Source organism: Pseudooceanicola nanhaiensis (assembly GCF_020171315.1).
Classification (GTDB): domain Bacteria; phylum Pseudomonadota; class Alphaproteobacteria; order Rhodobacterales; family Rhodobacteraceae; genus Pseudooceanicola; species Pseudooceanicola nanhaiensis_A.
The window spans coordinates 166,260-188,348 of the sequence record NZ_JAIUZP010000010.1 but is presented as its reverse complement, the minus strand read 5'-3'; the positions used below and the strand labels follow the sequence as shown (position 1 = coordinate 188,348).

Sequence of the window (22,089 nt, the reverse complement as noted above, 5' to 3'; positions counted from 1 at the left end):
TCAGTCCTCAGAGCGAAGAAACGAGGTGGCCGCCATCGGCGGCGATGTCGGCGCCGGTCATGAAGCGCCCCATGTCGGAGACCAGCAGCATCAGCGGCCCGTCGAGGTCCTCGGCCTGCCCCAGACGGCGCTGCGGCACCCGGCGGATCAGCGCCTGCCCGGCCTCGGTCTTGAAGAAGGCGCTGTTGATCTCGGTCTCGATGTAGCCGGGGCAGAGCGCGTTCACGCGGATGCCATGGCGCGCCCATTCCAGCGCCAGCGCCCGGGTCAGCTGCAGCACGCCGCCCTTCGAGGCCGCATAGGCCGACACATGCCCCGCCACCCGCGATGCGAGGATCGAGGCGACATTGACGATCACCCCGCCACTGCCGCGCGCGATCATGCCTGAGGCCGCCTCCCTTGCGACGTGAAAGACGCCCTTGAGGTTGGTGTCGATGATCCGGTCGATGGTGGCCGCGTCATGCTCCAGCGCCGGGGCCGAGGTCGAGACGCCCGCGTTGTTCACCACGATGTCGATGGGCGTGCCGGTGAGCGCCGCCGCGACGGCCTGCGGGTCGGCGACGTCCAGCGCCATCGCCTCGGCCGAACCGCCCTGCGCCGCGATCCGGTCGCAGAGCGCCGCGACCCGATCCTCCCGGCGGGCGGCGGCGATCACATGCGCCCCCTGCCCGGCCAGCAGAGCGGCGAAATGCGCCCCAAGCCCGGACGAGGCCCCGGTGACAAGCGCGGTCTTCCCGGCGACGCCGGGCCATTGCATAACGGATTGCTGCCTGTGCTGCTCCAACGTCAAAGGCCTCCCCTCCTTTTTTCGAACGAGCGTTCAGAGGCAGGCTAGGATGACGTCCCCGGAATGGCAAGCTGTCCTTCGCGGTCCTGCGGGGCGGGCCCGCAGGACGACCGTCACAGGTGCGACGCAGGGCGCGCGTCAGCGCAGCGCCTTGGTCATCTGCGGATCGAGCCGGTCACGCAGACCGTCGCCCACGATGTTCACCGCAAGCACCGTCGCCGCGAGGAAGAGCGAGGGATAGAGCACGAGCCCCGGATTGACGAGGAACATCGAGCGGCCTTCGGCCACCACGTTGCCCCAGCTGGGAATTTCCGGCGGCGTGCCTGCGCCGAGAAAGCTGAGGTAGGCCTCGGAGATGATCGCGGAGGCGCAGATATAGGTGGCCTGAACCACCAGCGGCGTCAGGGTGCTGGGCAGGATATGGCGCAGCACGAGGGCCTTGTCGGGTGTGCCGGCGGCCACTGCGGCCTCGACGAAGGGCTGTTCGCGCACGCTCATCACGATGCCCCGCACAAGGCGCGCCACGCGGGGCACCTCGGGGATGGTGATCGCGATGACGATGTTGCGGATCGACGAGCCCGCCAGCGCCATGAAGGCAATGGCCAGCAGCACCGAGGGGATTGCCATCAGCCCGTCCATCACCCGCATGACCACCACGTCGACCCAGCGGATCAGCCCGGCGGCGATGCCGACGATCAGCCCGACCAACGACGCGACAAAGGCCACGGTCAGCCCCACGGTGAGCGAGATGCGCCCGCCGTAGAGCACCCGGGCAAAGACATCGCGGCCCATCAGGTCGGTGCCGAAGGGCTGGCCCTCGGTCGCGGGTTTCAGCCGCTGGGTGACGTTCAGCGCGACAGGGTCGAAGGCGGTGAAGAGCGGCGCCCCGAAGGACAGCAGCGCCAGCCCGCCCAGCAGGAAAATCCCGATGGAGAGCCAGATGTTCTCGGCCACGAAGGCGGGCACGGCACGCAGCGGCGCCAGCACGGACCGGGGGGCGGCGGGGGAGGTCTGATCGCTCATCGCGGGCTCACTTCTGGTATTTGATGCGCGGATCGAACAGCGAATAGCTGAGATCGACCAGCAGGTTGATCAGGACATAGGCCACGGTGAAGACCAGCAGCATCGCCTGGATCACGGGGTAGTCCTTGCGCACGATGGCATCGACGGTCAGCCGCCCCAGCCCCGGCAGGGCAAAGACCGTCTCGGTCACCACGACGCCGGAAATCAGCATCGCGATGCCCACGCCGATGGTGGTGACGATCGGGATGGCGGCGTTCTTGAGCGCGTGGAAGATCAGGATCGGCGGGGTCGAAAGCCCCTTGGAGCGCGCGGTGCGGATGTAATCGTTGCCGAGGATCTCGATCACGCTGGCCCGGGTCATCCGGGCGATCAGCGCGACATAGATCATCCCCAGCGACAGCGTCGGCAGGATCAGCGAGCGCAGCCATGGCCAGAGCCCGCCCGAGATCGGCTTGTAGCCCTGCACCGGCAGGATCTGCGCCTTGAGCGCGAAGAGATAGACCAGCACGTAGCCCAGCACGAAGACCGGCAGCGAGAAGCCCATGACGGCGGTCATCATCACGCCCCGGTCAAAGAGACTGCCGGCCCGCCACGCGGCGAAGGTGCCCGCGGGCACGCCCACGAGGATCGCGAAACTGATGGTGGTGATGGTCAGCGACAGCGTCGGTTCGATCCGCTGCATCATCAGCGCCGAGACCTGCATGTCGGAATAGATCGAGGAGCCCAGATCGCCCTGCAGCACGCCGAGGATCCAATCCCCGAACTGGATGTAGAGCGGCCGGTCGAGGCCGAGTTGGACGCGGATTTTCTCCACGTCCTCGGGCTGTGCGAAGTCGCCCGCGATGACGGCGGCGGGATCGCTGGGGCCAAGGTGCAGAAGCATGAAGATCAGCACCGAGACGACGAAAAGTACGGGGATCGTCGCCAGAAGGCGTCGCAGGATGTAGCCGAGCATGGGCAGTATCGCGTCCGTTGTCTTGAAAAGGGTCTTTAAGGGGTCTTGGAGATGGGCCGGGACCCGAAGGCCCCGGCCCTGACTTTGGTCCGGAAGGTCTTATTCGACCTCGATGTTCCAGAAGCCGAGCACCGGCGAGGACAGCATCCCCGACACGTTCGAGCGCCATGCGGAGGGCGAGGTGATCTGGCCCAGCATGACGAAGGGCGCGGTGTCCATCATCAGCGTTTCCAGCTCTTCCATGATGGCAAAGCGCTTGGCCTGATCGGGTTCTGCCGCCCATTTGGCGCGCAGGGCCTCGACTTCCTCGTTCTGCGGCCAGCCGAACCAAGCGGTTTCACCGGCAGCGACGCCCGAGTGCGAGATCGGCGAGGCAGAGCCCACGCCCGTGCGGGTGTGGAAGATGCTCCAGCCGCCGTCTTCCGGTGCGTTCTTGGAGGACCGGCGCGAGGTCAGCGTCGCCCAGTCCATCGCCTGCAGTTCGACCTTCACGCCCATCTGGCGCAGCAGGTCGGCGGTCAGCAGGGCGGTCGGGCCCGAGGGGTGGTCAGTCGGGTGCATGACGACGACGGTCTCACCGTTATAGACCGAGGACATCAGCTCCTTCGCCTTGTCCATGTCGCTCTCAAGCATGATCTCACCACCGCCGGCGCTGGTTTCCATCGGCGTGTTGCACATCATCAGCGAGGGGCATTCCTGCCAGTAGTCGGGGTTGCCGACCATGGCGGTCATGTAGTCGGATTGCTTGACCGCATACATCATCGCCTGCCGCGCTTCCTTCTTGTCGAAGGGCGGGTAGAGGTGGTTCGGACGCAGGATCACGATCAGGCCGAAGGGATCGAGCACACCGGCCTCGGTGTCGGGGTTGGCTTCGACCACCGGCAGCAGGTCGGCGGGCGGGGCTTCCCAGAAATCGATCTCGCCGGTCTGCAGCGCGGCCAGCGCAGTTGCGGGATCGGGCAGGTAGGACCAGACCACGCGGTCGACCTTCACCACCTTGCCACCGGCTGCGCCGTCGGCGGGTTCATCGCGGGGCACGTAGCCCTCGAACTTGTCATAGACGACCTTGTTGCCGGGCACCCATTCCGCCTCGTTGAAGACGAAGGGACCGGAGCCGGTGTAGTCCTTCACCTGCTCGAAGGGATCGGTCTGGGCGACCGCCTCGGGCATGATGAAGGGGCCGGAGAGACCGGCCAGCGTGTCGAGCACGAGGCCGAAGGGCGAGGCCAGCTTCAGTTCGAAGGTCTTGTCGTCGATTGCGGTCAGGCTCTCGGTCGCATTGGCCAGCGCCCCGCCCGCGTTGTCGCGCGCTTCCCAGCGTTTGATCGAGGCGACGACATCGGCGGTGGTGACCGGATCGCCGTTGTGGAAGGTCAGACCGTCGCGCAGCGTGAAGGAATAGCTCATCCCGTCATCGGAAATCGAGTAGTCCCCCACCATCTGGGGCTTCGGCTCCAGCTTGGAGTTCATGGCGAACAACGTGTCGTAGATCATGTAGGCGTGGTGGCGCGTGATGATCGCAGTTGTCCAGACAGGATCGAGATTCCGGAGGTCAGCATAAGGAACGGCGTTCAGGACCTTGTCCTGCGCAAGCGCCGGGGCGGTCAGACCGCCCGCGAGTGCCGCTGCGGCAAGCGCCATGCGTACGGTTCCGGCCACAGTCTTCTTCAGACTTTGTACAGCCATTGGTGGCTCCCTGTTGAATTGTGTCTTTTTCACATGACGCAAACAATACGTCAAAATCCGCCGCCGATGACCGGCGAAGACTGATCATTTACAAGGCAAAAACTGGTATAATTGCCTACATGACCGAGAGTTGATCGTTTTTTGATTCCAAGAAAAGACACTTATTGTACGAAGGACAAGAAATTCATGACATCCGGACATCTCTGCTGGAAAAGCCAGCACTTGCCCGGCCAATACGCGAAGGAACTACAGCATGGCAGAGGGTACAGTCCCGGGCCCCTCCCCCGTCGCCAGTGACGCGGGCGCGGCCCCGGTCCTCTCGGTGCATCGGCTCGAGACCCACTTTTCGGGCGCCAAGGGACCGGTCGCCGCAATCCAGAACGTCTCCTTCGAGATCCGCCGTGGCGAAACCCTCGGCCTCGTGGGCGAGAGCGGCTCGGGCAAGAGCGTCACGGCGCTATCGATCCTGCAACTGCTGCCCAAGCGCAACGCCAAGATCGCGGCCGGGTCCGTCCGCCTTCTGGGCGAGGAACTGGTCGGCGCCAGCGAAGCCCGGATGCGCGAGCTGCGCGGCAATGCCATGGGGATCGTCTTCCAGGAGCCGATGACCAGCCTGAACCCGGTGCTGCGGATCGGCTGGCAGATCGGCGAGGCGGTGCGCCGCCATCAGGGCCTGCGCGGCGAGGCCGCCCGTGAACGTATCCTCGAGATCCTGCGCCTCGTGCGGATCCCCGAACCGGAACGGCGCCTCAAGCAGTTTCCCTTCGAACTCTCCGGCGGGATGCGGCAGCGGGTGATGATCGCGATTGCGCTCGCCTGCCGCCCGGCCCTGCTGATCGCGGACGAGGCGACCACCGCGCTCGACGTGACGATCCAGGCGCAGATCCTGCAACTGATCGCCGACCTCCAGAAGGAACTGGGGATGGGTGTACTGATGATCACCCACGACCTCGGCGTCGTGGCCGAGACCTGCGACCGGGTCTGCGTCATGTACGCAGGTGAGGTCGTGGAAAGCGGCTCGGTCGCCGAGATCTTCGAACGCCCGCTGCATCCCTACACGAAGGGGCTGCTCAACTCGATCCCGCGCCTGCCCGATCCCGGACGCCCGATCGAGGCAGAGACCGCGCCGCTGCCGGAGCTGCCCGGACAGGTGCCCGCCCTGACCGAGATGCCCGCCGGCTGCCGCTTTGCCGACCGCTGCCCCTACGTGCAGCCCAAGTGCCGCGAGACCGCGCCGCCGCTGACCTCCATCGACCCGATGGGCACCGGCAGCGACCGCAAGACCGCTTGCTACGAATACCAGCGCCTGCTGGCCGACACCAAGGAGACGGCCGATGCTTGATGCCGCGCAAACCTCACAGGATACCGTTCTCAGCGTCGAGGGGCTGACCGTCCACTACCCGGTCCGCAAGGGGATGCTGGGGCGGCAGGTGCAATATGTCCACGCCGCCGACGATGTCAGCTTCACCCTGCGCCGGGGCGAGACGCTGGGCCTCGTGGGGGAAAGCGGCTGCGGCAAGTCGACCGTGGGCCGCTCGATCCTGCGGCTGGTGGAGCCGACGCGGGGCAAGATCCTGCTGGGCGACACCGACATCACCCACCTTGAGCGGGGCGAGATGCGGGCCCATCGCCAGAACCTTCAGGCGATCTTTCAGGATCCCTATTCTTCGTTGAACCAGCGGATGCGGGCCTTCGACCTCGTGGCGGAGCCGCTGCGCAACTTCGGCCGCCCGGTCACCCGCGAGATCATCGCCGATCTCTTCCGGCAGGTGGGTCTGCGGCGCGACCAGATGGACAACTTCCCGCACCAGTTCTCGGGCGGGCAGCGCCAGCGTCTGGTGATCGCCAAGGCCCTCGGCCTCCAGCCAGAGATCATCGTCTGCGACGAGGCGGTTTCGGCGCTCGATGTCTCGGTGCAGGCGCAGGTGATCAACCTGCTGACCAAGCTGCAGCGGGAGCATGGCATCGCCCTGCTCTTCGTGGCCCATGACCTTGCGGTGGTGGAACATATCTCGCACCGGATCGCGGTGATGTACCTTGGCCAGATCGTCGAACTCGCCGAGAAGCGCAGCCTCTTCGCGCAGCCCCGCCACCCCTATACCCGCGCCCTGCTGGACGCGGTCCCCGTGCCCGACCCGAAGCGGCGGCTGGAGGCCGGGCGGATCATCCCCGGCGACGTGCCCAGCCCGCTGAATCCGCCCGCCGGCTGCCGCTTCCACACCCGCTGCCCGCTGGCCTTCGACCGCTGCCGCAAGGAGGCCCCGGTGCTGAAGCAGGTCGCAGCGGAGCATCAGGCCGCCTGCCACCTGAACGACGCGGCCTGACCGGCCCCGGCGGGCCAGACGCCCGCCATTTCAATCCCTTGCGCGCAGGTGCCCTCCTGCGCGCGCCCTCATCTCAGCGCATGAAGACCGACAGGCCGACCCCGCGCGGCCGCGCCTCGCCGCGGCGTGCCGATTTCCGCACGCCTGCCTCCGCGCGGAATGCATGCCCCTTGCACCTTTCTGCCGAACCGTGCGTTATGCTCCCCGAGGAGACCCATCCCCCACAACCGCGCGCCGCGCCGCTCTGCCCCCGGGCAGGCCGCCCGCGTCCGTCATCCGGAGCAGTCCGATAGAACCCAAGAGCAACACGTTCGCGCCCTTCGGGAACAGCACCTTCCGCTCGCTCTGGCTCGCCTCGCAGGTGTCGAACCTCGGCGGGCTGGTGCAGATGGTCGGCGCGGGCTGGCTGATGACCTCGCTGGCCGGCACCTCGGACATGGTGGCCCTCGTGCAGGCCTCCAACACGCTGCCGATCATGGTCTTCTCGCTGATCGCGGGGGCGCTTGCGGACAGTTTCGACCGGCGCACGATCCTGATGAGCGCGCAGGCCTTCATGCTGGCGGTCTCGATAGGGCTTGCCGTCTGCGCCTACATGGACCTGCTGGGGCCCTGGGGCCTGCTCGGCTTCACCTTCGCCATCGGCTGCGGCATGGCGCTCTACAACCCGTCGTGGCAGGCCAGCATGGGCGACATCGTCCGGCGCGAGCATCTGTCGGCGGCCGTGTCGCTGAACTCCATGGGGTTCAACCTCATGCGCTCCGTCGGCCCCGCCCTAGGCGGCCTGCTGGTGGCCCTTGCCGGGGCGGCGGCGGCCTTTGCCTTCAACGCCGTGACCTACCTGCCGAACCTGATCGCCCTGTGGCTGTGGAAGCCGCCCGCCAAGACCGAACGCCTGCCGCGCGAGCCACTGCCACAGGCGCTTGGGGCCGGGCTGCGCTACATGTCCATGTCGCCCCACCTGCTGAAGGTGATGGCGCGCAGCTGTCTTTTCGGCTTTGCCGCCTCCTCCGCCATGGCGCTGCTGCCGCTGGTGGCCCGCGACGTGCTGAACGGCACGGCCTTCACCTACGGCCTGCTGCTCGGCTTCTTCGGGCTGGGGGCGATCGGGGGCGTGCTGCTGAACGGTCGGCTGCGCAGTCGCTATCGCAACGAACAGATCGTGGTTGCGGCCTTCCTCGGGTTCTCCGCAGGCATGGTGATCCTCGGCCTCGGGACGCATATCGCCATCTCGGCCATCGGGTTGCTGATCGCCGGGGCCTGCTGGGTGCTGGCACTGTCGCTCTTCAACGTGTCGGTGCAGCTCTCCACGCCCCGCTGGGTCGTGGGGCGGGCGCTGTCCTTCTACCAGACGGCGACCTTCGGCGGCATGGCCCTTGGGGCCTGGACATGGGGCCTCTTCGCAGAGGCGCATTCCGTCAGCACCGCGCTGCTGCTGGCGGCGGCCCTGCTGCTGATGGGCGCGCTGGTGGGGCGCTGGATCGGGCTGGGGGAATTCGCCGCGCTCGACCTCGACCCGCTCAACACCTTCCGCGAGCCGGAGCTGCGGCTGGACCTGCAGGCGCGGTCGGGCCCCATCGTGATCATGATCGACTACATCATCGACGAGAAGGACGTGGACGACTTCCTCGGCGCGATCCACCGGCGCCGCCGGGTCCGTATCCGGGATGGCGCGCGCAACTGGTCGCTGCTGCGCGATCTGGAGAACCCAGACCTCTGGCGCGAACGGTTCCACGTCGCCACGTGGAACGATTACCTGCGCCACAATGCCCGCCGCACCAAGTCCGACCTTGAAGGCTACGAGGCGCTGCTGGCGCTGCACCGGGGCCCCGGGCGGCCACAGATCCACCGGATGATCGAACGGCAGGCGGTGCCGCTGCACGAGGACCTGCCGCTGAAGCCCTCCTCGGCAGAGATGCCGCACCACTGATGCCAGCCGGCCTCGCATGGCCTGTCCCCGGCCGGCGCCGGTTCCGCTGCGCAATGCGCCTCTGGCGTGCCAAGCCGGTTGACCACCGCCGCCGGGTGACTTACATCACGTCCTCGGAGCGCGGGTATGGTGTAATGGTAGCGCCCTAGCCTTCCAAGCTAGTCGTGCGGGTTCGATTCCCGCTACCCGCTCCAGCTTCCCCCCTCACATCAGCCCGTCTGACCTGCCCTCAGGGCCGTTCAACTGCCTTTTGCCCTGCGCATCGGCTTGCCAAATCCGGACATTCCGAACGCGAAAGGGCCGCCCGATCCGGGCGGCCCTTTCCCTTTTGCGATCTGCGCGGGGTCAGCCGATGTCGAAGACGACACCCTGTGCCAGCGGCAGTTCCTTGGAGTAGTTGATCGTGTTCGTCGCCCGGCGCATGTAGGCGCGCCATGCGTCCGAGCCGCTCTCGCGGCCGCCGCCGGTCTCCTTCTCGCCACCGAAGGCGCCACCGATCTCGGCGCCCGAGGTGCCGATGTTCACGTTGGCGATCCCGCAGTCCGAGCCCCGCGCCGAGAGGAAGGTCTCCATCTCGCGCAGGTCGGTGGTGAAGATCGAGGAGGACAGCCCACCGCCGACGTTGTTGTGGTCTTCCAGAACGGCGTCGAAGTCGCTGTATTTCATCACGTAGAGGATCGGCGCGAAAGTCTCGCGCAGGACGGGGCCGCCCTGCTCCGGCATCTCCACGATGGCGGGCTTCACGTAGTAGGAGGTGTCAGGGCCGACCTCGACCCGCTCGCCGCCGTGCACGGTGCCGCCAAGCGCCTTGGCCTCTTCCAGCGCCATGCCCATGCCGTCGAAGGCCGCCTTGTCGATCAGCGGACCGACAAGCGCCGCGCTCTCCAGCGGGTTGCCGACGGTGACCGAGGCATAGGCCTTTTTCAGCGCGGGCACGATCTGGTCATAGACGCTTTCGTGCACGAAGAGACGGCGCATGGTGGTGCAGCGCTGGCCGGCGGTGCCCATGGCCCCGAAGGCGATCGCGCGCAGGGCCATGTCCAGATCGGCCGAGGGGCAGACGATGCCCGCGTTGTTGCCGCCCAGTTCGAGGATGCACTTGCCGAAGCGCGCCGCGACCTTGGGGCCCACGATGCGGCCCATGCGGGTCGAGCCGGTGGCCGAGATCAGCGCCACCTTGGGGCTGTCGACCATCACCTCGCCCACCTCGGGCCCACCGACGAGCACTTGGCTCAGCCCCTCGGGCGCATCCTCGCCGAAGCGTGCGATCGCGCGGTCCAGCACCGCCTGGCAGGCGAGCGCGGTCAGCGGGGTCTTCTCGGAGGGTTTCCACAGCACCGGGTCCCCGCAGACCAGCGCCAGCGCCGAGTTCCAGCACCAGGGCGCGCAGGGGAAGTTGAAGGCGGTGATGATGCCCACCACCCCCAGCGGGTGCCAGGTTTCCATCATCCGGTGGCCGGGGCGTTCGGTGGCGATGGTCAGGCCGTAGAGCTGACGCGAGAGGCCGACCGCGAAATCGCAGATGTCGATCATCTCCTGCACTTCGCCCAGACCTTCGGACGGCGACTTGCCCGCCTCGATCGAGACCATGCGGCCAAGGTCTTCCTTGGCGGCGCGCAGCTCCTCGGCAAAGAGGCGCACGAGTTCGCCACGGCGCGGCGCGGGCACCATGCGCCATTTGCGGAAGGCGGCATTGGCGGTGTCGATCATCGCCTGCGCATCGGCGGCGCTGTGCACGGCGAGGCTGGCGACCGTCTCGCCGGTGACGGGCGAGACGACGGCCATGCCGCCCTGCACGTCCAGCGCGGCGGTGGCGCCGCAGTTTTCCATCGTCTGTTTGGTCAGGCTGTCGAGGCTCTGGGTCAGCATCCGGGCTCTCCTGTGGTGATCTGACCTGCGTGCGCAGGTCCAATGTCGATTTGGCGCGACCTTACCAGCGCGGCCCATGAATTTCGAACCATGAATCGGCAAGGGGGCATTCCGGTTTCGCATGACCTCCGCTAGTCTGATCCCCTATCCCAACCGCCCCCGCCCCGACCGTCCCAACCGCCCCCGCCCCGACCGTCCCAGCCCTCCCCTGCCCCCAGCCATCCGCAGGCCCGTCATGACCGCCCCCCGCCGCCTTGTTCCCGATCTGCGCATCCTTCAGGCCTTCGAGGCTGCGGCCCGCCATGGCTCTTTCACCCGCGCGGGCGAGGAGCTGCACCTGACCCAGAGCGCGGTCAGCCGCCAGATAAAGGAGCTGGAGGACCAGACCGGCAAGGTGCTCTTCGACCGGCTGCGCGGCCGGGTCGTGCTGTCCGAGGCCGGCCGCAGCCTGCTGCCACAGGTCGAACGGCTGCTCTCGCTGTCGCAGGCCACCATGCGCCATGCGCTCGCCGGACCCGCGGGCGAGGCGGTGCTGGCGGTGAACGCCCTGCCCAGCTTTGCCAGCCGCTGGCTGATGCCGCGCCTGCCCGGCTTCCTCGCGGCGCATCCCGGCCTGCGCGTCGACCTGACGACCAAGCGCGAGCTTTTCGACTTCTCCCGCAGCGGCTGTGACCTTGCGATCCACTTCGGTCAGCCGCTCTGGCCCGGCGGCAGCTGCACCTACCTCTGTTCCGAGATCGTCCTGCCCGTGGCAGGCGGCGCCCTGCGCGACGGCCCGCCCGTCGCCCGCCCCGAGGACCTGATCGGCCGCGACCTGCTGCATCTGACCACAAGGCCCGGGCTCTGGCCCGACTGGTTCGCGGCACAGGGGATCGAGGGGGCGGAGGCGCTGCGCGGGCACTGGATGGACCAGTTCTCCCTCACCATCGAGGCGGCCCTTGCGGGCATGGGTTATGCCCTGCTGCCGCAATACCTGATCGAGGCCGAGCTGGAGAGCGGCGCGCTGAAGGTGATGCTGGATCAGCCCCACGCCACCGACCTCGCCTATTGGATCGTCACGCCGGAGGGGCACGGCGACGCGCCCCTTGTGGCGGCCTTCCGGGACTGGCTGGTGGGCGAGGTCCGGTTCCGCCCGCTGGCGCAGGGCTGAGCGGCGGCGCACTGGCGCCCCATGGCCCCAGCCCCCCACAGCCCCGGACCGGCGCCGCGATCCGCCCGCCCTTGATCCCGGCGGCGCGCTGCCCTACCCCCTTTCCCCATGCGCGTGATCGAGAACATCATCTCCGACCGGGGGTCGAAATACGCCGTCTCCGGCGGGCCCTGCACCTCCGAGGAGGAGGCCAAGGCCTTCATCAAGGCGCTGTGCCGGAAGAAGAAGTTCGCTAAGGCGACCCACAACACATGGGGCCTGCTGACCCGCGACGCGCCGATCAAGAACGATGACGGCGAAAGCGGCGCGGGCATGGTAATCCTGCGGATGCTGGAACGCGAGGGCCTCTACGATCATATCGTCGTGGTGACCCGCTGGTACGGCGGCAAGCACTTGGGCGGGGATCGGTTCCGCCATGTGCAGGAGGCCGTGCGCATCTATCTGGAGGGGCTGTGAGCGACGCGCTCTTCGCCCGTCTGGCGCGGTCCCCCTTCCGCAGCCGGTTTCACCTTGGCCCCAGGGAACGGGCCTATGCGGATCAGAAGGGCCGCGCGGTGATCCTCTCCCATGCGCAGGACTTCATCCGCGACCGGCTGGCGCCCGCGCAGCCAATCAACGACGGCAAGCAAACCCCGATGCGCGGCCATCCGGTTTTCGTCGCGCAACACGCCACGGCCTGCTGCTGCCGGGGCTGTCTTGCGAAATGGCACGGGCTTGCGGCCGGGCGGGCGTTGAGCGACGCCGAACAGGCAGAGGTGGTGCAGGTGATCCTGCGCTGGATCGACCGGGAAATGGGGTATCGCGGATGAGCAAGGGCACACAGGCCACCATTGCGCTGGAGCGGGCGAAGGTCCCCTTCCGGCTGATCGCCTATGAGTACGTCGCGGGGCAGGACAAGATCGGCCTCCACGCGGCAGAGGCCATCGGGGTGGAGGCCGCCCGCGTCCTCAAGACCCTGATGGTAGAGGTCGACGGAAAGCCCTGCTGTGCGGTGATCCCCTCGGACCAGAGCCTCTCCATGAAGCGGGTCGCGGCGGGCTTTGGCGGCAAGTCGGCGCAGATGATGGACCCGGCCAAGGCAGAACGGCTGACCGGCTTTCGCACCGGCGGGATCAGCCCCTTCGGCCAGAAGAAGCGCGTGCCGGTGCTCTTCGAGGCAAGCGCCATGGCGGCGGCGGAGGAGATCGTGCTGAACGGCGGGCAGCGCGGGCTGATGGTGGCGCTTGCGCCCGCCGATGCCATTGCCGCAAGTGGCGGCCGGGCGGCGACGCTCATCGCCTGAGGCGCGACGCTGCCCCCGCCTGAACCGGGGTCTCAGCGCTTGAGGCCCGCCAGTTCCAGCCCATGCATCGTGACCGCGCCGCTCTCGTAGTAGAGCGCCCGCGCGCCGGTCATCTTCTCCGCGTAGGCGGGGACCGGCACCAGCGGCAGCGCCGCCTCTTCCGCGCTCAGCGCCGCCTGCGCCAGCACCTTGCCGAAGAGCGTGCCCGTCCCGATCCCGCGCCCCGAGTAGCCGTAGGCCGCATAGCCGCGCACGCCGAAGCGCTCGATCTTGGGCAGGTGATCCGCCGTCGAGGCAATGCGCCCGTGCCAGGCGTGCTCCAGCGGTTGCCCGGCGAGCTGCGGGAAGAGCCGGCCCAGCTTGCGCCGCGCCCAGGCCCCGTGCACCCCGCTGGCGGCATGGTCGAGTGCGCCGATGCCCCCAACGATGACCCGCCCCGCCGCATCGCGCCGGAAGGAGGACATGACGAGCGCCGTATCCCAGCAGCCTTCCAGCCCGGGCAGGATGTCCTTCAGCAGGTCCTCGGGCAGCGGCGCGGTGGCCATCTGGAAGTAATGCATCGGCGTGAACCGTCCGGGCGTCTGGCCATAGGCGTTGGTGGCCTCGATCAGCGCCCGCGCGGTGATCTTGTGGCCTCCCGCCTCGACGATCCAGCGGTCACCGGTGGACTGACGCTTGCCGGCTGGTTGGCCCTGCACGATCCGCGCGCCCGCCGTCATGGCGGCCCGGGCAAGTCCGCGGGCATAGGCCTTGGGCTGCACGGTGCCCGCCCGGGGATCGAAGAGCGCGCCGTGAACCGCCGGGCTGCCGGTGCGGGCGCGGGCGTCCTCGGCCGACAGCAGGCTGACCGGCGCGCCGATCTGGGTCAGCTGGGCGTGGCGCCGTTCAAGATCGCGCATGCCAGAGGCCGCATGGGCACAGTGCAGCGTGCCATTACGCACCGCCTCGCAGGCGATGTCGTGCCGGGCAATCAGGTCAAAGACCATGTCCGGCCCGCCCGCCAGCACCGCGTTCAGCCGCGCGCCGGGGCGTTCGCCCATGATCTTGGCCACGTCGCCGGGCGGCAGCCAGAGCCCCGCGTTGACGAGGCCCACGTTGCGGCCGGATCCGCCGTGGCCGATCTCCTCGGCCTCCAGCAGGCAGACCGAGGCGCCCTGCTCTGCCGCGTGCAGCGCCGCGGAGAGGCCCGTGAACCCGCCACCGACAACGACCAGATCGACCGTCAGGTCCTGCGTCAGCGGGGATGTGTCCACCGCCGCGCCGGCCGTCGCCGACCAGAGATTGCCGTTGCCGCCTGCCGTGCCTGCCATGTCGCCGACCTTTCCTGTGCCCGCTGGGAGATGGGGGTTGCGCGAGACTAGGACCGGGCGCGGCGACTTGCCAGCCCCAGATCGCATGGCGTCACGTCGCGCGGCCTTGCCGCTGCGCAAGGCAGCATCAGACAGCCCCCTGCGGGCGGTCTGCGCCGCAGGGGGCTGTCCTGAAAGGAAATTCCGGGCCATTTGCCACCAGCCCACCGCGGTCAGGGTGCAGTCGTCCACCGCGGTCAGGCGGCAGCGATCTGCCGCAGTCAGGCGACCTCGGTCTCCGGCGTGGCGGGGGTCTGAGCGGCGCTCATCCAGCCCTGCAGGGCCGAGACCTCGCCAGGGCTCATCCGCAGGCCCAGCTTGCCCCGGCGCCAGAGGACATCCTCGGCGGTCTGGGCAAACTCCTGCTCCATCAGCCAGCGGACCTCACGCTCGAAGAGCGTCGCGCCGAAATCGCGGCCGAGGTCGGTAAGATGCACCGCGTCGCCCAGAACCTCGAAGGCCTTGGTGCCATAGCTGGTCACCAGCCGCCGCGCCCAGCCTTCGCTGACAAAGCTGTAGCGGCGGCGCAGGCGCGAGATCAGGCTCTCCAGCCCATTGGCGGGCAGATCGCCCCCCGGCAGGGCAGCGCGGGCCGTCCAGCCCTGCGTGGCGCGTTCCAGCGAGGCGCTGATCCGGTCCACGGCGGCCTCGGCCGTACGGCGGTGGGTGGTCATCCTGCCGCCGAAGACGCTCAGCAGCGGTGCCCCCGGCCCCTCGGCCAGGGCAAGCTCCGGCTGGCGCCATCCCGTGGCGGTGCCCTCTTCCTCCTCGTAGGGCAGCGGGCGCAGGCCGGAGTAGCTCCACAGGACATCCTCGGGCGTCACCTCGCGGTCGAGCAGCGCCGTCACGCGGTCGCAGAGCAACTCGGCCTCGTCGCGGCTGCAGGCCGCGGGGACGTCCGGGCCGATATGTTCGACCCGGCTGGCGCCGATCAGGGTGAAATCCTCCTCGAAGGGCAGGATGTAGAGCAGGCTGCGGTCCGGCCCCTCGAAGATATAGCCGCGATCGTGATCGTAGAGCCTGCGGGTCACCACGTGGCTACCGCGCAGCAGGCGCGTGGGCTGCTTCGGCGGGCGCTTGAAGGCCTGGGCCAGCATCTGCCCGGCCCAGGGTCCCGCCGCATTGATCACGGCGCTTGCGGTCACGTCGCGCGTGGCGCCGGTCTGCTGATCCTCCAGCGTGATGCGCCAGTGGTTGTTTTCGCGCCGGGCGGCGGTGACGGCGGTGCGGGTCATCACCTGCGCGCCGCGGGCGGCGGCATCCACGGCGGTGGCCACGGTCAGGCGGGCGTCGTCCACCATCGCCTCGGTGATCTCGTAGGCCACGCCGGGCCGGCGGCGCAGGATGCGGCCCAGGACGTTGGTCAGATCGACCTCGGCGGGGGACTCGAGGACCCCGCCCCCCATCCGGTCATAGCGGCGCAGCCCCATGCGGATCATCCAGTTGGGGCGGCGGGTGCCAAGCCAGGGCAGGAAGGTCGAGAAGAGCTTGGTGGCGGCACTGGGGCTCGCCATCGGGGCGTCGGGGGTCAGCGGCAGCACGAGGCGCAGGGGACGGGCCAGGTGCGGGGCCAGTTGCATCAGCGTGTTGCGCTCCTGCAGGGCCTCGCGAATCTCGGCGAAGCGGAGGGTTTCGAGGTCCCCGACCCCGCCCTGCAGCAGCTTGCCGCTGGCCCCGGAAGTGCCGCTGGCCAGATCGCCCTTCTCGGCCAGGGCGACCGAGAGGCCCCGCCCGGCGGCGTCGCGCGCAATGGCGCAGCCGTGAAGGCCGCCACCGATGATGAAAAGATCGAACTGCCCGCTGTCTGTCATGGCCCACCCACGTCTTCGATTGCTCCCCGGTGGCAGTGTGACCGGGGAGAAAGGCGCGGCAAGGGCCGGGTCAGGTCAAGATTGTGGCGCGGCGGCGAGATCGGCGAGGATCGGGCAATCGGGCCGCGTGTCGCCGTGGCATTTGCCGATGAGGTCGGAGAGCGTGGCCTTGAGGCCCTCCAGCTCCGCGATCTTGGCCTCGACCCGGGCGAGGTTCTGCTGCGCCACCGCGCGGACGTCGGCACTGGCGCGCTCCCGGTCCTCGTAGAGCGCCAGCAGGGCGCGGCAATCGTCGATGGAAAAGCCCAGCGAGCGCGAGCGCGACAGGAAGCTGAGCTTGTGCAGGTCCGTGTCCGAGAACCGGCGATAGCCGTTCTCACCGCGGCCGGGCCGGATCAGCCCGATGTCCTCGTAGTAGCGGATGGTCTTTGCCGAAAGCCCGCTGGCCTCTGCCACGTCGCCGATGTTCATGGATGTCTCCCTGACCGCCTGACCCTGATATAGGCGCCCGTGCGCCGGGCTTCCAGTCCGGGGAAGGTTTACCCCCCGCCGCCGGGCGCCGAAATTTCTTAAGTAAGAAATTTCCCAAGAATTCTGCTTAAAATTCTTGGTCGCCCGTGGCGGTGGCAGCGACCTGCCAGGCCGGGAAGCCCGTGGCGGCCATGGCGGTGGCGGTGTCGAGCATCCGGTTGGAGAAGCCCCATTCGTTGTCATACCAGCTCAGCACGCGGACCATGCCGCCCTCGGTCACGCGGGTCTGCCCGGTGGCGAAGGTGGAACTGGCGGGCTGGTGGTTGAAGTCCATGGAGACGAGCGGCTCCTCCGTCACGGCCAGCACGTCCTTCATCGCGCCATTGGCTGCGGCGAGGATGGCGGCGTTCACCTCCTCCACCGTGGCAGGCCGGGCTGGCATGAAGGTCAGATCCACGACCGAGACATTGGGCGTCGGCACCCGGATGGCCGAGCCGTCGAGCTTGCCCTTGAGCTGCGGCAGGACGAGGCCCACCGCCTTGGCGGCCCCGGTCGAGGTCGGGATCATCGACATGGCAGCAGCCCGGGCGCGGTAGAGGTCCTTGTGCAGCGTGTCCAGCGTGGGCTGGTCCCCGGTATAGGCGTGCACCGTGGTCATGTAGCCGGTTTCGATCCCGAAGGTCGCGTCCAGCACCTTGGCCACGGGGGCAAGGCAGTTGGTGGTGCAGGAGGCGTTCGAGACCACCACGTCGTCCCGCGTCAGCTCCGCATCATTCACCCCGAAGACCACCGTGCGATCGGCGCCCTCCCCCGGGGCCGAGATCAGCACCTTGGCCGATCCGTTCTTCAGATGCGCCGCCGCAGCCTCGCGCTTGGTAAAGCGCCCCGTGCATTCCAACGCGATGTCCACGTCCGCCCATGGCAGGGCGGCCGGGTCACGCTCTGCCGTCACCCGGATCTCGTGGCCGTTCACGATGATCGCCGTTTCCCGCACCTCGACCTCGGCCGGGAAGCGCCCGTGGACGCTGTCGTATTTCAAAAGATGGGCGTTGGTCTCGATCGGGCCCAGATCGTTGATCGCCACGATCTCCACGTCCTGCCGCCCGGATTCAATCCAGGCCCGCAGGACCATCCGCCCGATCCGGCCAAAGCCGTTGATCGCAAGTTTCACTGTTCCCGAAGTCGCTGTGCCGGTCATTTTTCTTCCTCCGCTGCGCGGCCCCTCCCCCGGGGCCGGCGCCTTCCCGCATCCCCATGCGAGATTCGTTAGCGCTAACGCGGACGAGATAGCACATCCATGACCGGCCCGCCAAGGGCGGCTGCCCTTGCGGCGGGCATCCGCCCTGCGTGGCCACACAGGGACGCGGCGAAACAGCAAGGACCGGGTTGCCCCCTCCCCCGGCGCTGCCTATCGGAGAGGGATGAAACAGCTTCCTCCCCCCCAGGCGGCCTTCCCGCACCAGCTTGCCAGCCGTCTGCGCTATGGCGACACCGACCGGCAGGGCCATATCAACAACGCCGTCTACGCCTCCCTCCTCGAAGAGGGGCGCGCCCACATGCTCTACAATGCCCGGACAGGGGTTCTGGAGGGCGGCACCTCCTTCGTGGTGGCCGACCTTCAGATCGGCTTCCGGCACGAGTTGCTCTGGCCGGACGAGATCACGATCTGCACCGCGGTCGAGAAGATCGGCACCTCCTCGGTCGTCATGGCCCACGCGATCTATCGGGACGGCACCTGCTGCGCCACGGGGCGCACGATCATGGTGCAAGTGTCGGACGAGACCCGGCGGCCGGAACCGATCAGCGGCGCCATCCGCGCCCAGCTGGAAGCCCTGGCGCTGCGCACCCCGGCCTGAGGGCGCCCAAACGAAAAGACCCGGCCACGGGGGCCGGGTCTTATGACTGGTGACTGAAACCTGGGGCTCAGTGCAGCTTGGCCTCGACCTCGCCGATCGCAGAGTCGATCAGCTTGTTGGCCTCGGTCGCGGTGATCTGCTCGGCGATCACTTCGCGGGCCGCGGCGACGGCCACGGCAGCAGCCTGGTCGCGGACCTCTTTCACGGCGCTGGCCTGGGCGGAAGCGATCTGCTCCTCGGCAGCGGCCATGCGGCGCGCGATCGAGACTTGCAGGTCCTTCTTGGCCTGTTCAGCGGCGACAGTGGCCTCGTCCTTGGCGGAAGCGACGATACGCTCTGCCTGGGCGGCGACCTCTTTCTGCTTGCGCTCGTAGGAGGCCAGCAGGGCCATGGCCTCTTCCCGCAGCTTGCGCGCTTCGTCGAGCTCGGACTTGATCCCTTCGGCACGCTTGTCGAGCAGGCCGCCGATGGTCGAGGGCACCTTGAAGTACACAAGGACCGCGACGAACAGGATAAAGGCCAGCAGCACCACGAAGTTCGTGTTGTGCAGCGAGAAGAACGGACCCGAGGCAGCCATTGCAGGCGAAGCCAGCAGGGCGGCGGCGGTGGTGGTCAGTGCAAGTTTGCGCATGTCCTTACCCCTTCACCCGGCTGTCCACGGCACCGTCGATCTGCTCTGCCTTCGGCTCGAAGCCCAGGGCGGAAACGATGGCGGCAGCGGTATCCTTTGCGACGATCTGAACGCTTTCCAGCGCACCGGCGCGAATGTCGGCAATTGCCTTTTCGCTCTCGGCGGCCTTGGCGGCGATCTCGGCGTCAGCCTTGGCGATGGCCTCGTCCAGGTCTGCCTGGATGGAAGCCTTGGTCTCGGCGACGATCCGGTTCGCTTCGGCGCGGGCGTCTGCGAGGGCCTTGTTATAGGCGTCCTCGGCCTCGACGGCCTTTTGCTTCAGGTCCTCGGCGGCGGCGATGTCATTGGTGATCGTGCCGGCCCGTTCGGCCAGAACGGCCCCGATGCGCGGCAGCGCGATGCGGGACAGCACCAGGTAGATCACGACGAGCGTGACCAGAAGCCAGAAAATCTGGTTCGGAAAATGCGACAGGTCCAGCTGCGGCATGCCCGCGGCGGATGCACCGGCGTGATCGCCCGCAATCCCCGTCGCGTCCGCCAGCCCCTGGCCTTCGGCAGTGTGCGTTTCTGTTGCCATGTCGTCCCCCTGGAACCTTAATTACTACGGGTGGGTCCGCTCAGGAACCCACCCGCGCGTAAGGATGGTCCTGCAGGATCAGACGGCGAACATCAGCAGCAGAGCGATGAGGAACGAGAAGATCCCCAGGGCTTCTGCGAAGGCCATGCCGATGAAGAGGGTGGCGGTCTGCGAAGCAGCGGCCGAGGGGTTGCGGAGCGCGCCCGACAGGTAGTTGCCTGCCACGTTGCCCACACCCATTGCTGCGCCGCCCATGCCGATGGCGGTCAGACCAACACCGATGTACTTGCCGAGTTCTGCGATATCGCCTTCCATGATGTCTCTCCTTACGATGGAATTGGAAGTCTTTGTTCTGACGGAAGGGTCCGCCGGTGATCGTTCTGGCAGCCAGGCTGCCTGCGCGGCGGACCGAGGCCCGCCCCGCGGTAAAGGGTCAGTGTGCCGGGTGCAGCGCGTCTTTGAGGTACACGCAGGTCAGGATCGTGAACACGTAGGCCTGAATGAAGGCCACCATGACCTCGAGGCCGTACATGGCGGTGATCGCGATGACCGAGACCGGCGAGACGGCGGCGATGGCGGCGAAGCCTGCGAAGACTTTGATCACCGCGTGGCCTGCCATCATGTTACCGGCAAGACGAATGGAGTGGCTGACGGGACGCACGAAGTACGAGATCAGCTCGATCACGGCCAGCACGGGGCGCAGCGGCAGCGGTGCCGCGGTGACCCAGAAGAGGCCGAGGAAATGGGTGCCGTGCTTCACGAAGCCGAGGATGGTCACGAAGCCGAAGACCAGCAGCGCCAGAACGGCGGTCACGGCGATGTGGCTGGTGGTGGTGAAGGACAGCGGCAGCAGGCCCAGCATGTTCGAGAACACGATGAACATGAAGAGCGTCATCACGTAGGGGAAGTACTTCAGGCCGTCCTTGCCGGTCACGTCCTCGATCATCTTGTAGATGAAGCCGTAGGACAGTTCCGCCATCGACTGGCCGCGGCTCGGAACGGTGGCACGCTTGGAGGTGGTCAGCACCAGCAGCGCCAGAACGCCCAGCACGGTGATCGCCATCCAGAAGGTCACGTTGGTGATCGTGTACCAGTGGACCGGGCCATCGCCGAACAGCGGCTTGACCATGAACTGATCCATCGGGTGGAAAACCAGAGAGCTGCCTTCGTCGTGTGCCGCTTCCGTCGCCATTGTCAGTGTCCCTCACCGTCTCGCGGGCTCTGCCCGCTCTCGTCGTCCGTTCCGGCCGTTTCGGCCGCGTTCTTTCGCTCCAGCTCGCGCGCGGTGCGGACCATCGTCTGCACGCCGGCGGCCATGCCGAGCATCGTGAATACGACCAGCAGGATGGGCTTGGTCCCGAAGAGGGTGTCCAGTCCGAAGCCGATCGCGAAGCCGAGCCCAAGCCCGGCCACAAGTTCCGTCACCATCCTCCAGGCGACCTGCGCCTGATTGTAATGGCTTTCCGAAGGAGCAGGAGGTTCCACCGCTTTCTTGGCGGCGGCGATCTTGGCCTCAAGCGCTGCCATGCGCGCCTCGCGGTCTTGATCGCTCACTGGGGTCCCCATCGGTTCGTTGCGACGTTGCTATGCGGTGAGGGGGTGCGAGTCAATAAGCCGTAAACGCTAGATTGCCGCAGCATAACCCACTGTTAAAACACAGAAAAACCCCGCCGTTTCCGGGCGGGGTTTTCCAATCTCGTCTGGTGTGGCCGTTCCGGGCGGTCCGGGGGCATATTCAACTTGTCGGTTGAATTAACCCCGGTGCCCTCAGGCAGTCACGATCAGGAGCCGGTGGCGCCGGTCGTGGTGGTGGTCGTGGTCGTGGTGTCCGAGCTGTCGTCGTCGGTCAGCAGGATGATGACGGCAGCGCCCGCGGCCAGTGCGGCCATGGTTGCGGCGCTCAGGCCACCGGGCAGCGGTGCAGCAGCGGTACAGCCCGGCAGGCGGATTTCAACACGACGGTCGACCGGGTTGGAACCGGTGCCTGCGATCTCGCCGCCGGCGATGACCTGGTTGATGGTCGCGCCGGGTGCGACTTCCTTGATGTAGTTGGCCACGTTGGTGGCGCGCTTGCCCGAGAGGACAGCGTTGTACGATGCGGCGCCAACGGCGTCGGCGTAGCCGGTGACGTCAACCGTTGCGGTGGGGGCCTGAGCCATCACCTGCTGAACGGCAGTTTGAACATCGCTGTTCAGGGCCGAGACGTCGTTCGGGAAGTACACGACCGCGCCGCAGGGATCCTGGGCCATGGAGGCCGTGGGAAGTGCCGCGGCGACGGCGATGGAGGCAAGAAGCTTGCGAGCGCGTTGCATAGGGGGAAAACTCCGTTCCAAAATGCGTTCAGGGGTGCGTTTTACCAATGCTAAATTACATGCCTTGTTGCCGCTAAAA

General features: G+C 67.6%; 23 protein-coding genes and 1 tRNA gene. 9 read left to right on the top strand and 15 right to left on the bottom strand.

Annotated elements, in window-relative coordinates; translation table 11 throughout:
• Positions 1-7 precede the first annotated feature (7 nt).
• The 4 genes from LCM32_RS17470 to LCM32_RS17455 all read right to left on the bottom strand — a co-directional run bounded on the left by LCM32_RS17470 (position 8) and on the right by LCM32_RS17455 (position 4,451).
• Positions 8-757, bottom strand: coding sequence for an SDR family NAD(P)-dependent oxidoreductase (locus LCM32_RS17470; protein ID WP_224822376.1), 750 nt, complete (start codon positions 755-757; stop codon positions 8-10).
• A gap of 168 nt (positions 758-925) precedes the next feature.
• Entirely contained in the window at positions 926-1,810 is an 885-nt protein-coding gene (locus tag LCM32_RS17465) for an ABC transporter permease (protein ID WP_224822375.1), read from the bottom strand.
• A gap of 7 nt (positions 1,811-1,817) precedes the next feature.
• A complete protein-coding gene (locus tag LCM32_RS17460; RefSeq protein ID WP_224822374.1) occupies positions 1,818-2,765 on the bottom strand; it encodes an ABC transporter permease in 948 nt (315 codons plus the stop codon).
• Positions 2,766-2,864: 99 nt separating this feature from the next.
• On the bottom strand, positions 2,865-4,451 hold the full coding sequence (locus LCM32_RS17455; RefSeq protein ID WP_224822373.1) for an ABC transporter substrate-binding protein: 1,587 nt from the start codon (positions 4,449-4,451) through the stop codon (positions 2,865-2,867).
• A 253-nt stretch (positions 4,452-4,704) separates the two neighbouring features.
• On the opposite strand from LCM32_RS17455, the gene LCM32_RS17450 reads away from it, so the two are divergent.
• The 4 genes from LCM32_RS17450 (at position 4,705) to LCM32_RS17435 (ending at position 8,896) form a co-directional block, all read left to right on the top strand.
• Positions 4,705-5,793 carry an ABC transporter ATP-binding protein gene (locus LCM32_RS17450; RefSeq protein WP_224822372.1) on the top strand — a complete coding sequence of 363 codons (1,089 nt, stop codon included), beginning with the start codon at positions 4,705-4,707 and terminating at the stop codon, positions 5,791-5,793.
• On the top strand, positions 5,786-6,775 hold the full coding sequence (locus tag LCM32_RS17445; protein ID WP_224822371.1) for an ABC transporter ATP-binding protein: 990 nt from the start codon (positions 5,786-5,788) through the stop codon (positions 6,773-6,775). The genes LCM32_RS17450 and LCM32_RS17445 overlap by 8 nt, the downstream gene beginning before the upstream one ends.
• Before the next feature lie 289 nt (positions 6,776-7,064).
• The gene (locus tag LCM32_RS17440) at positions 7,065-8,702 is read left to right on the top strand and encodes an MFS transporter (protein ID WP_224822397.1); all 1,638 of its coding nucleotides are present in this window, start codon (positions 7,065-7,067) and stop codon (positions 8,700-8,702) included.
• Positions 8,703-8,822: 120 nt separating this feature from the next.
• A tRNA-Gly gene (locus LCM32_RS17435) sits at positions 8,823-8,896 on the top strand.
• 151 nt (positions 8,897-9,047) lie between these two features.
• On the opposite strand, the gene LCM32_RS17430 is transcribed toward LCM32_RS17435, so the two are convergent.
• A complete protein-coding gene (locus tag LCM32_RS17430) occupies positions 9,048-10,571 on the bottom strand; it encodes an aldehyde dehydrogenase family protein (protein ID WP_224822370.1) in 1,524 nt (507 codons plus the stop codon).
• A gap of 235 nt (positions 10,572-10,806) precedes the next feature.
• Here LCM32_RS17430 and LCM32_RS17425 point away from each other — a divergent pair, with 235 nt between their 5' ends.
• The 4 genes from LCM32_RS17425 (at position 10,807) to LCM32_RS17410 (ending at position 13,003) form a co-directional block, all read left to right on the top strand.
• The gene (locus LCM32_RS17425) at positions 10,807-11,721 is read left to right on the top strand and encodes a LysR substrate-binding domain-containing protein (RefSeq protein ID WP_224822369.1); all 915 of its coding nucleotides are present in this window, start codon (positions 10,807-10,809) and stop codon (positions 11,719-11,721) included.
• 108 nt (positions 11,722-11,829) lie between these two features.
• A complete protein-coding gene (locus LCM32_RS17420) occupies positions 11,830-12,177 on the top strand; it encodes a YigZ family protein (RefSeq protein ID WP_222489179.1) in 348 nt (115 codons plus the stop codon).
• Positions 12,174-12,530 (top strand): DUF4186 domain-containing protein, encoded by a 357-nt coding sequence (locus tag LCM32_RS17415; protein ID WP_224822368.1) that lies wholly within the window; start codon positions 12,174-12,176, stop codon positions 12,528-12,530. The genes LCM32_RS17420 and LCM32_RS17415 overlap by 4 nt, the downstream gene beginning before the upstream one ends.
• Positions 12,527-13,003: a YbaK/EbsC family protein gene (locus LCM32_RS17410; protein ID WP_224822367.1), complete on the top strand. Its 477-nt coding sequence runs from the start codon at positions 12,527-12,529 to the stop codon at positions 13,001-13,003. Before LCM32_RS17415 ends, LCM32_RS17410 begins: the two co-directional genes overlap by 4 nt.
• Positions 13,004-13,035: 32 nt before the next feature.
• Here the strand turns inward: LCM32_RS17410 and LCM32_RS17405 are convergent, their stop codons facing one another.
• The 4 genes from LCM32_RS17405 to gap all read right to left on the bottom strand — a co-directional run bounded on the left by LCM32_RS17405 (position 13,036) and on the right by gap (position 17,832).
• Positions 13,036-14,313: an NAD(P)/FAD-dependent oxidoreductase gene (locus tag LCM32_RS17405; RefSeq protein WP_224822366.1), complete on the bottom strand. Its 1,278-nt coding sequence runs from the start codon at positions 14,311-14,313 to the stop codon at positions 13,036-13,038.
• 260 nt (positions 14,314-14,573) lie between these two features.
• The gene (gene glpD, locus LCM32_RS17400; RefSeq protein ID WP_224822365.1) at positions 14,574-16,163 is read right to left on the bottom strand and encodes a glycerol-3-phosphate dehydrogenase; all 1,590 of its coding nucleotides are present in this window, start codon (positions 16,161-16,163) and stop codon (positions 14,574-14,576) included.
• 75 nt (positions 16,164-16,238) lie between these two features.
• Positions 16,239-16,634, bottom strand: coding sequence for a Cu(I)-responsive transcriptional regulator (gene cueR / locus LCM32_RS17395; protein ID WP_224822364.1), 396 nt, complete (start codon positions 16,632-16,634; stop codon positions 16,239-16,241).
• A gap of 127 nt (positions 16,635-16,761) precedes the next feature.
• Positions 16,762-17,832, bottom strand: coding sequence for a type I glyceraldehyde-3-phosphate dehydrogenase (gene gap, locus LCM32_RS17390; RefSeq protein WP_224822363.1), 1,071 nt, complete (start codon positions 17,830-17,832; stop codon positions 16,762-16,764).
• 223 nt (positions 17,833-18,055) lie between these two features.
• Here gap and LCM32_RS17385 point away from each other — a divergent pair, with 223 nt between their 5' ends.
• Positions 18,056-18,490, top strand: coding sequence for an acyl-CoA thioesterase (locus LCM32_RS17385; RefSeq protein WP_224822362.1), 435 nt, complete (start codon positions 18,056-18,058; stop codon positions 18,488-18,490).
• 67 nt (positions 18,491-18,557) lie between these two features.
• Here the strand turns inward: LCM32_RS17385 and LCM32_RS17380 are convergent, their stop codons facing one another.
• From LCM32_RS17380 to LCM32_RS17355, 6 genes are all read right to left on the bottom strand, one after another.
• Positions 18,558-19,121, bottom strand: coding sequence for a F0F1 ATP synthase subunit B (locus LCM32_RS17380; protein WP_224822361.1), 564 nt, complete (start codon positions 19,119-19,121; stop codon positions 18,558-18,560).
• Between the two features lie 4 nt (positions 19,122-19,125).
• Positions 19,126-19,698, bottom strand: a complete 573-nt coding sequence (locus tag LCM32_RS17375) for a F0F1 ATP synthase subunit B' (RefSeq protein WP_224822360.1) — start codon at positions 19,696-19,698, stop codon at positions 19,126-19,128.
• A 78-nt stretch (positions 19,699-19,776) separates the two neighbouring features.
• On the bottom strand, positions 19,777-20,013 hold the full coding sequence (locus LCM32_RS17370) for a F0F1 ATP synthase subunit C (protein ID WP_222489169.1): 237 nt from the start codon (positions 20,011-20,013) through the stop codon (positions 19,777-19,779).
• A gap of 118 nt (positions 20,014-20,131) precedes the next feature.
• Positions 20,132-20,890, bottom strand: a complete 759-nt coding sequence (locus LCM32_RS17365; protein ID WP_224822359.1) for a F0F1 ATP synthase subunit A — start codon at positions 20,888-20,890, stop codon at positions 20,132-20,134.
• Positions 20,891-20,892: 2 nt separating this feature from the next.
• A complete protein-coding gene (locus tag LCM32_RS17360; RefSeq protein ID WP_224822358.1) occupies positions 20,893-21,252 on the bottom strand; it encodes an AtpZ/AtpI family protein in 360 nt (119 codons plus the stop codon).
• Between the two features lie 227 nt (positions 21,253-21,479).
• Positions 21,480-21,947, bottom strand: a complete 468-nt coding sequence (locus LCM32_RS17355; RefSeq protein WP_224822357.1) for an OmpA family protein — start codon at positions 21,945-21,947, stop codon at positions 21,480-21,482.
• Between the last annotated feature and the right edge of the window lie 142 nt (positions 21,948-22,089).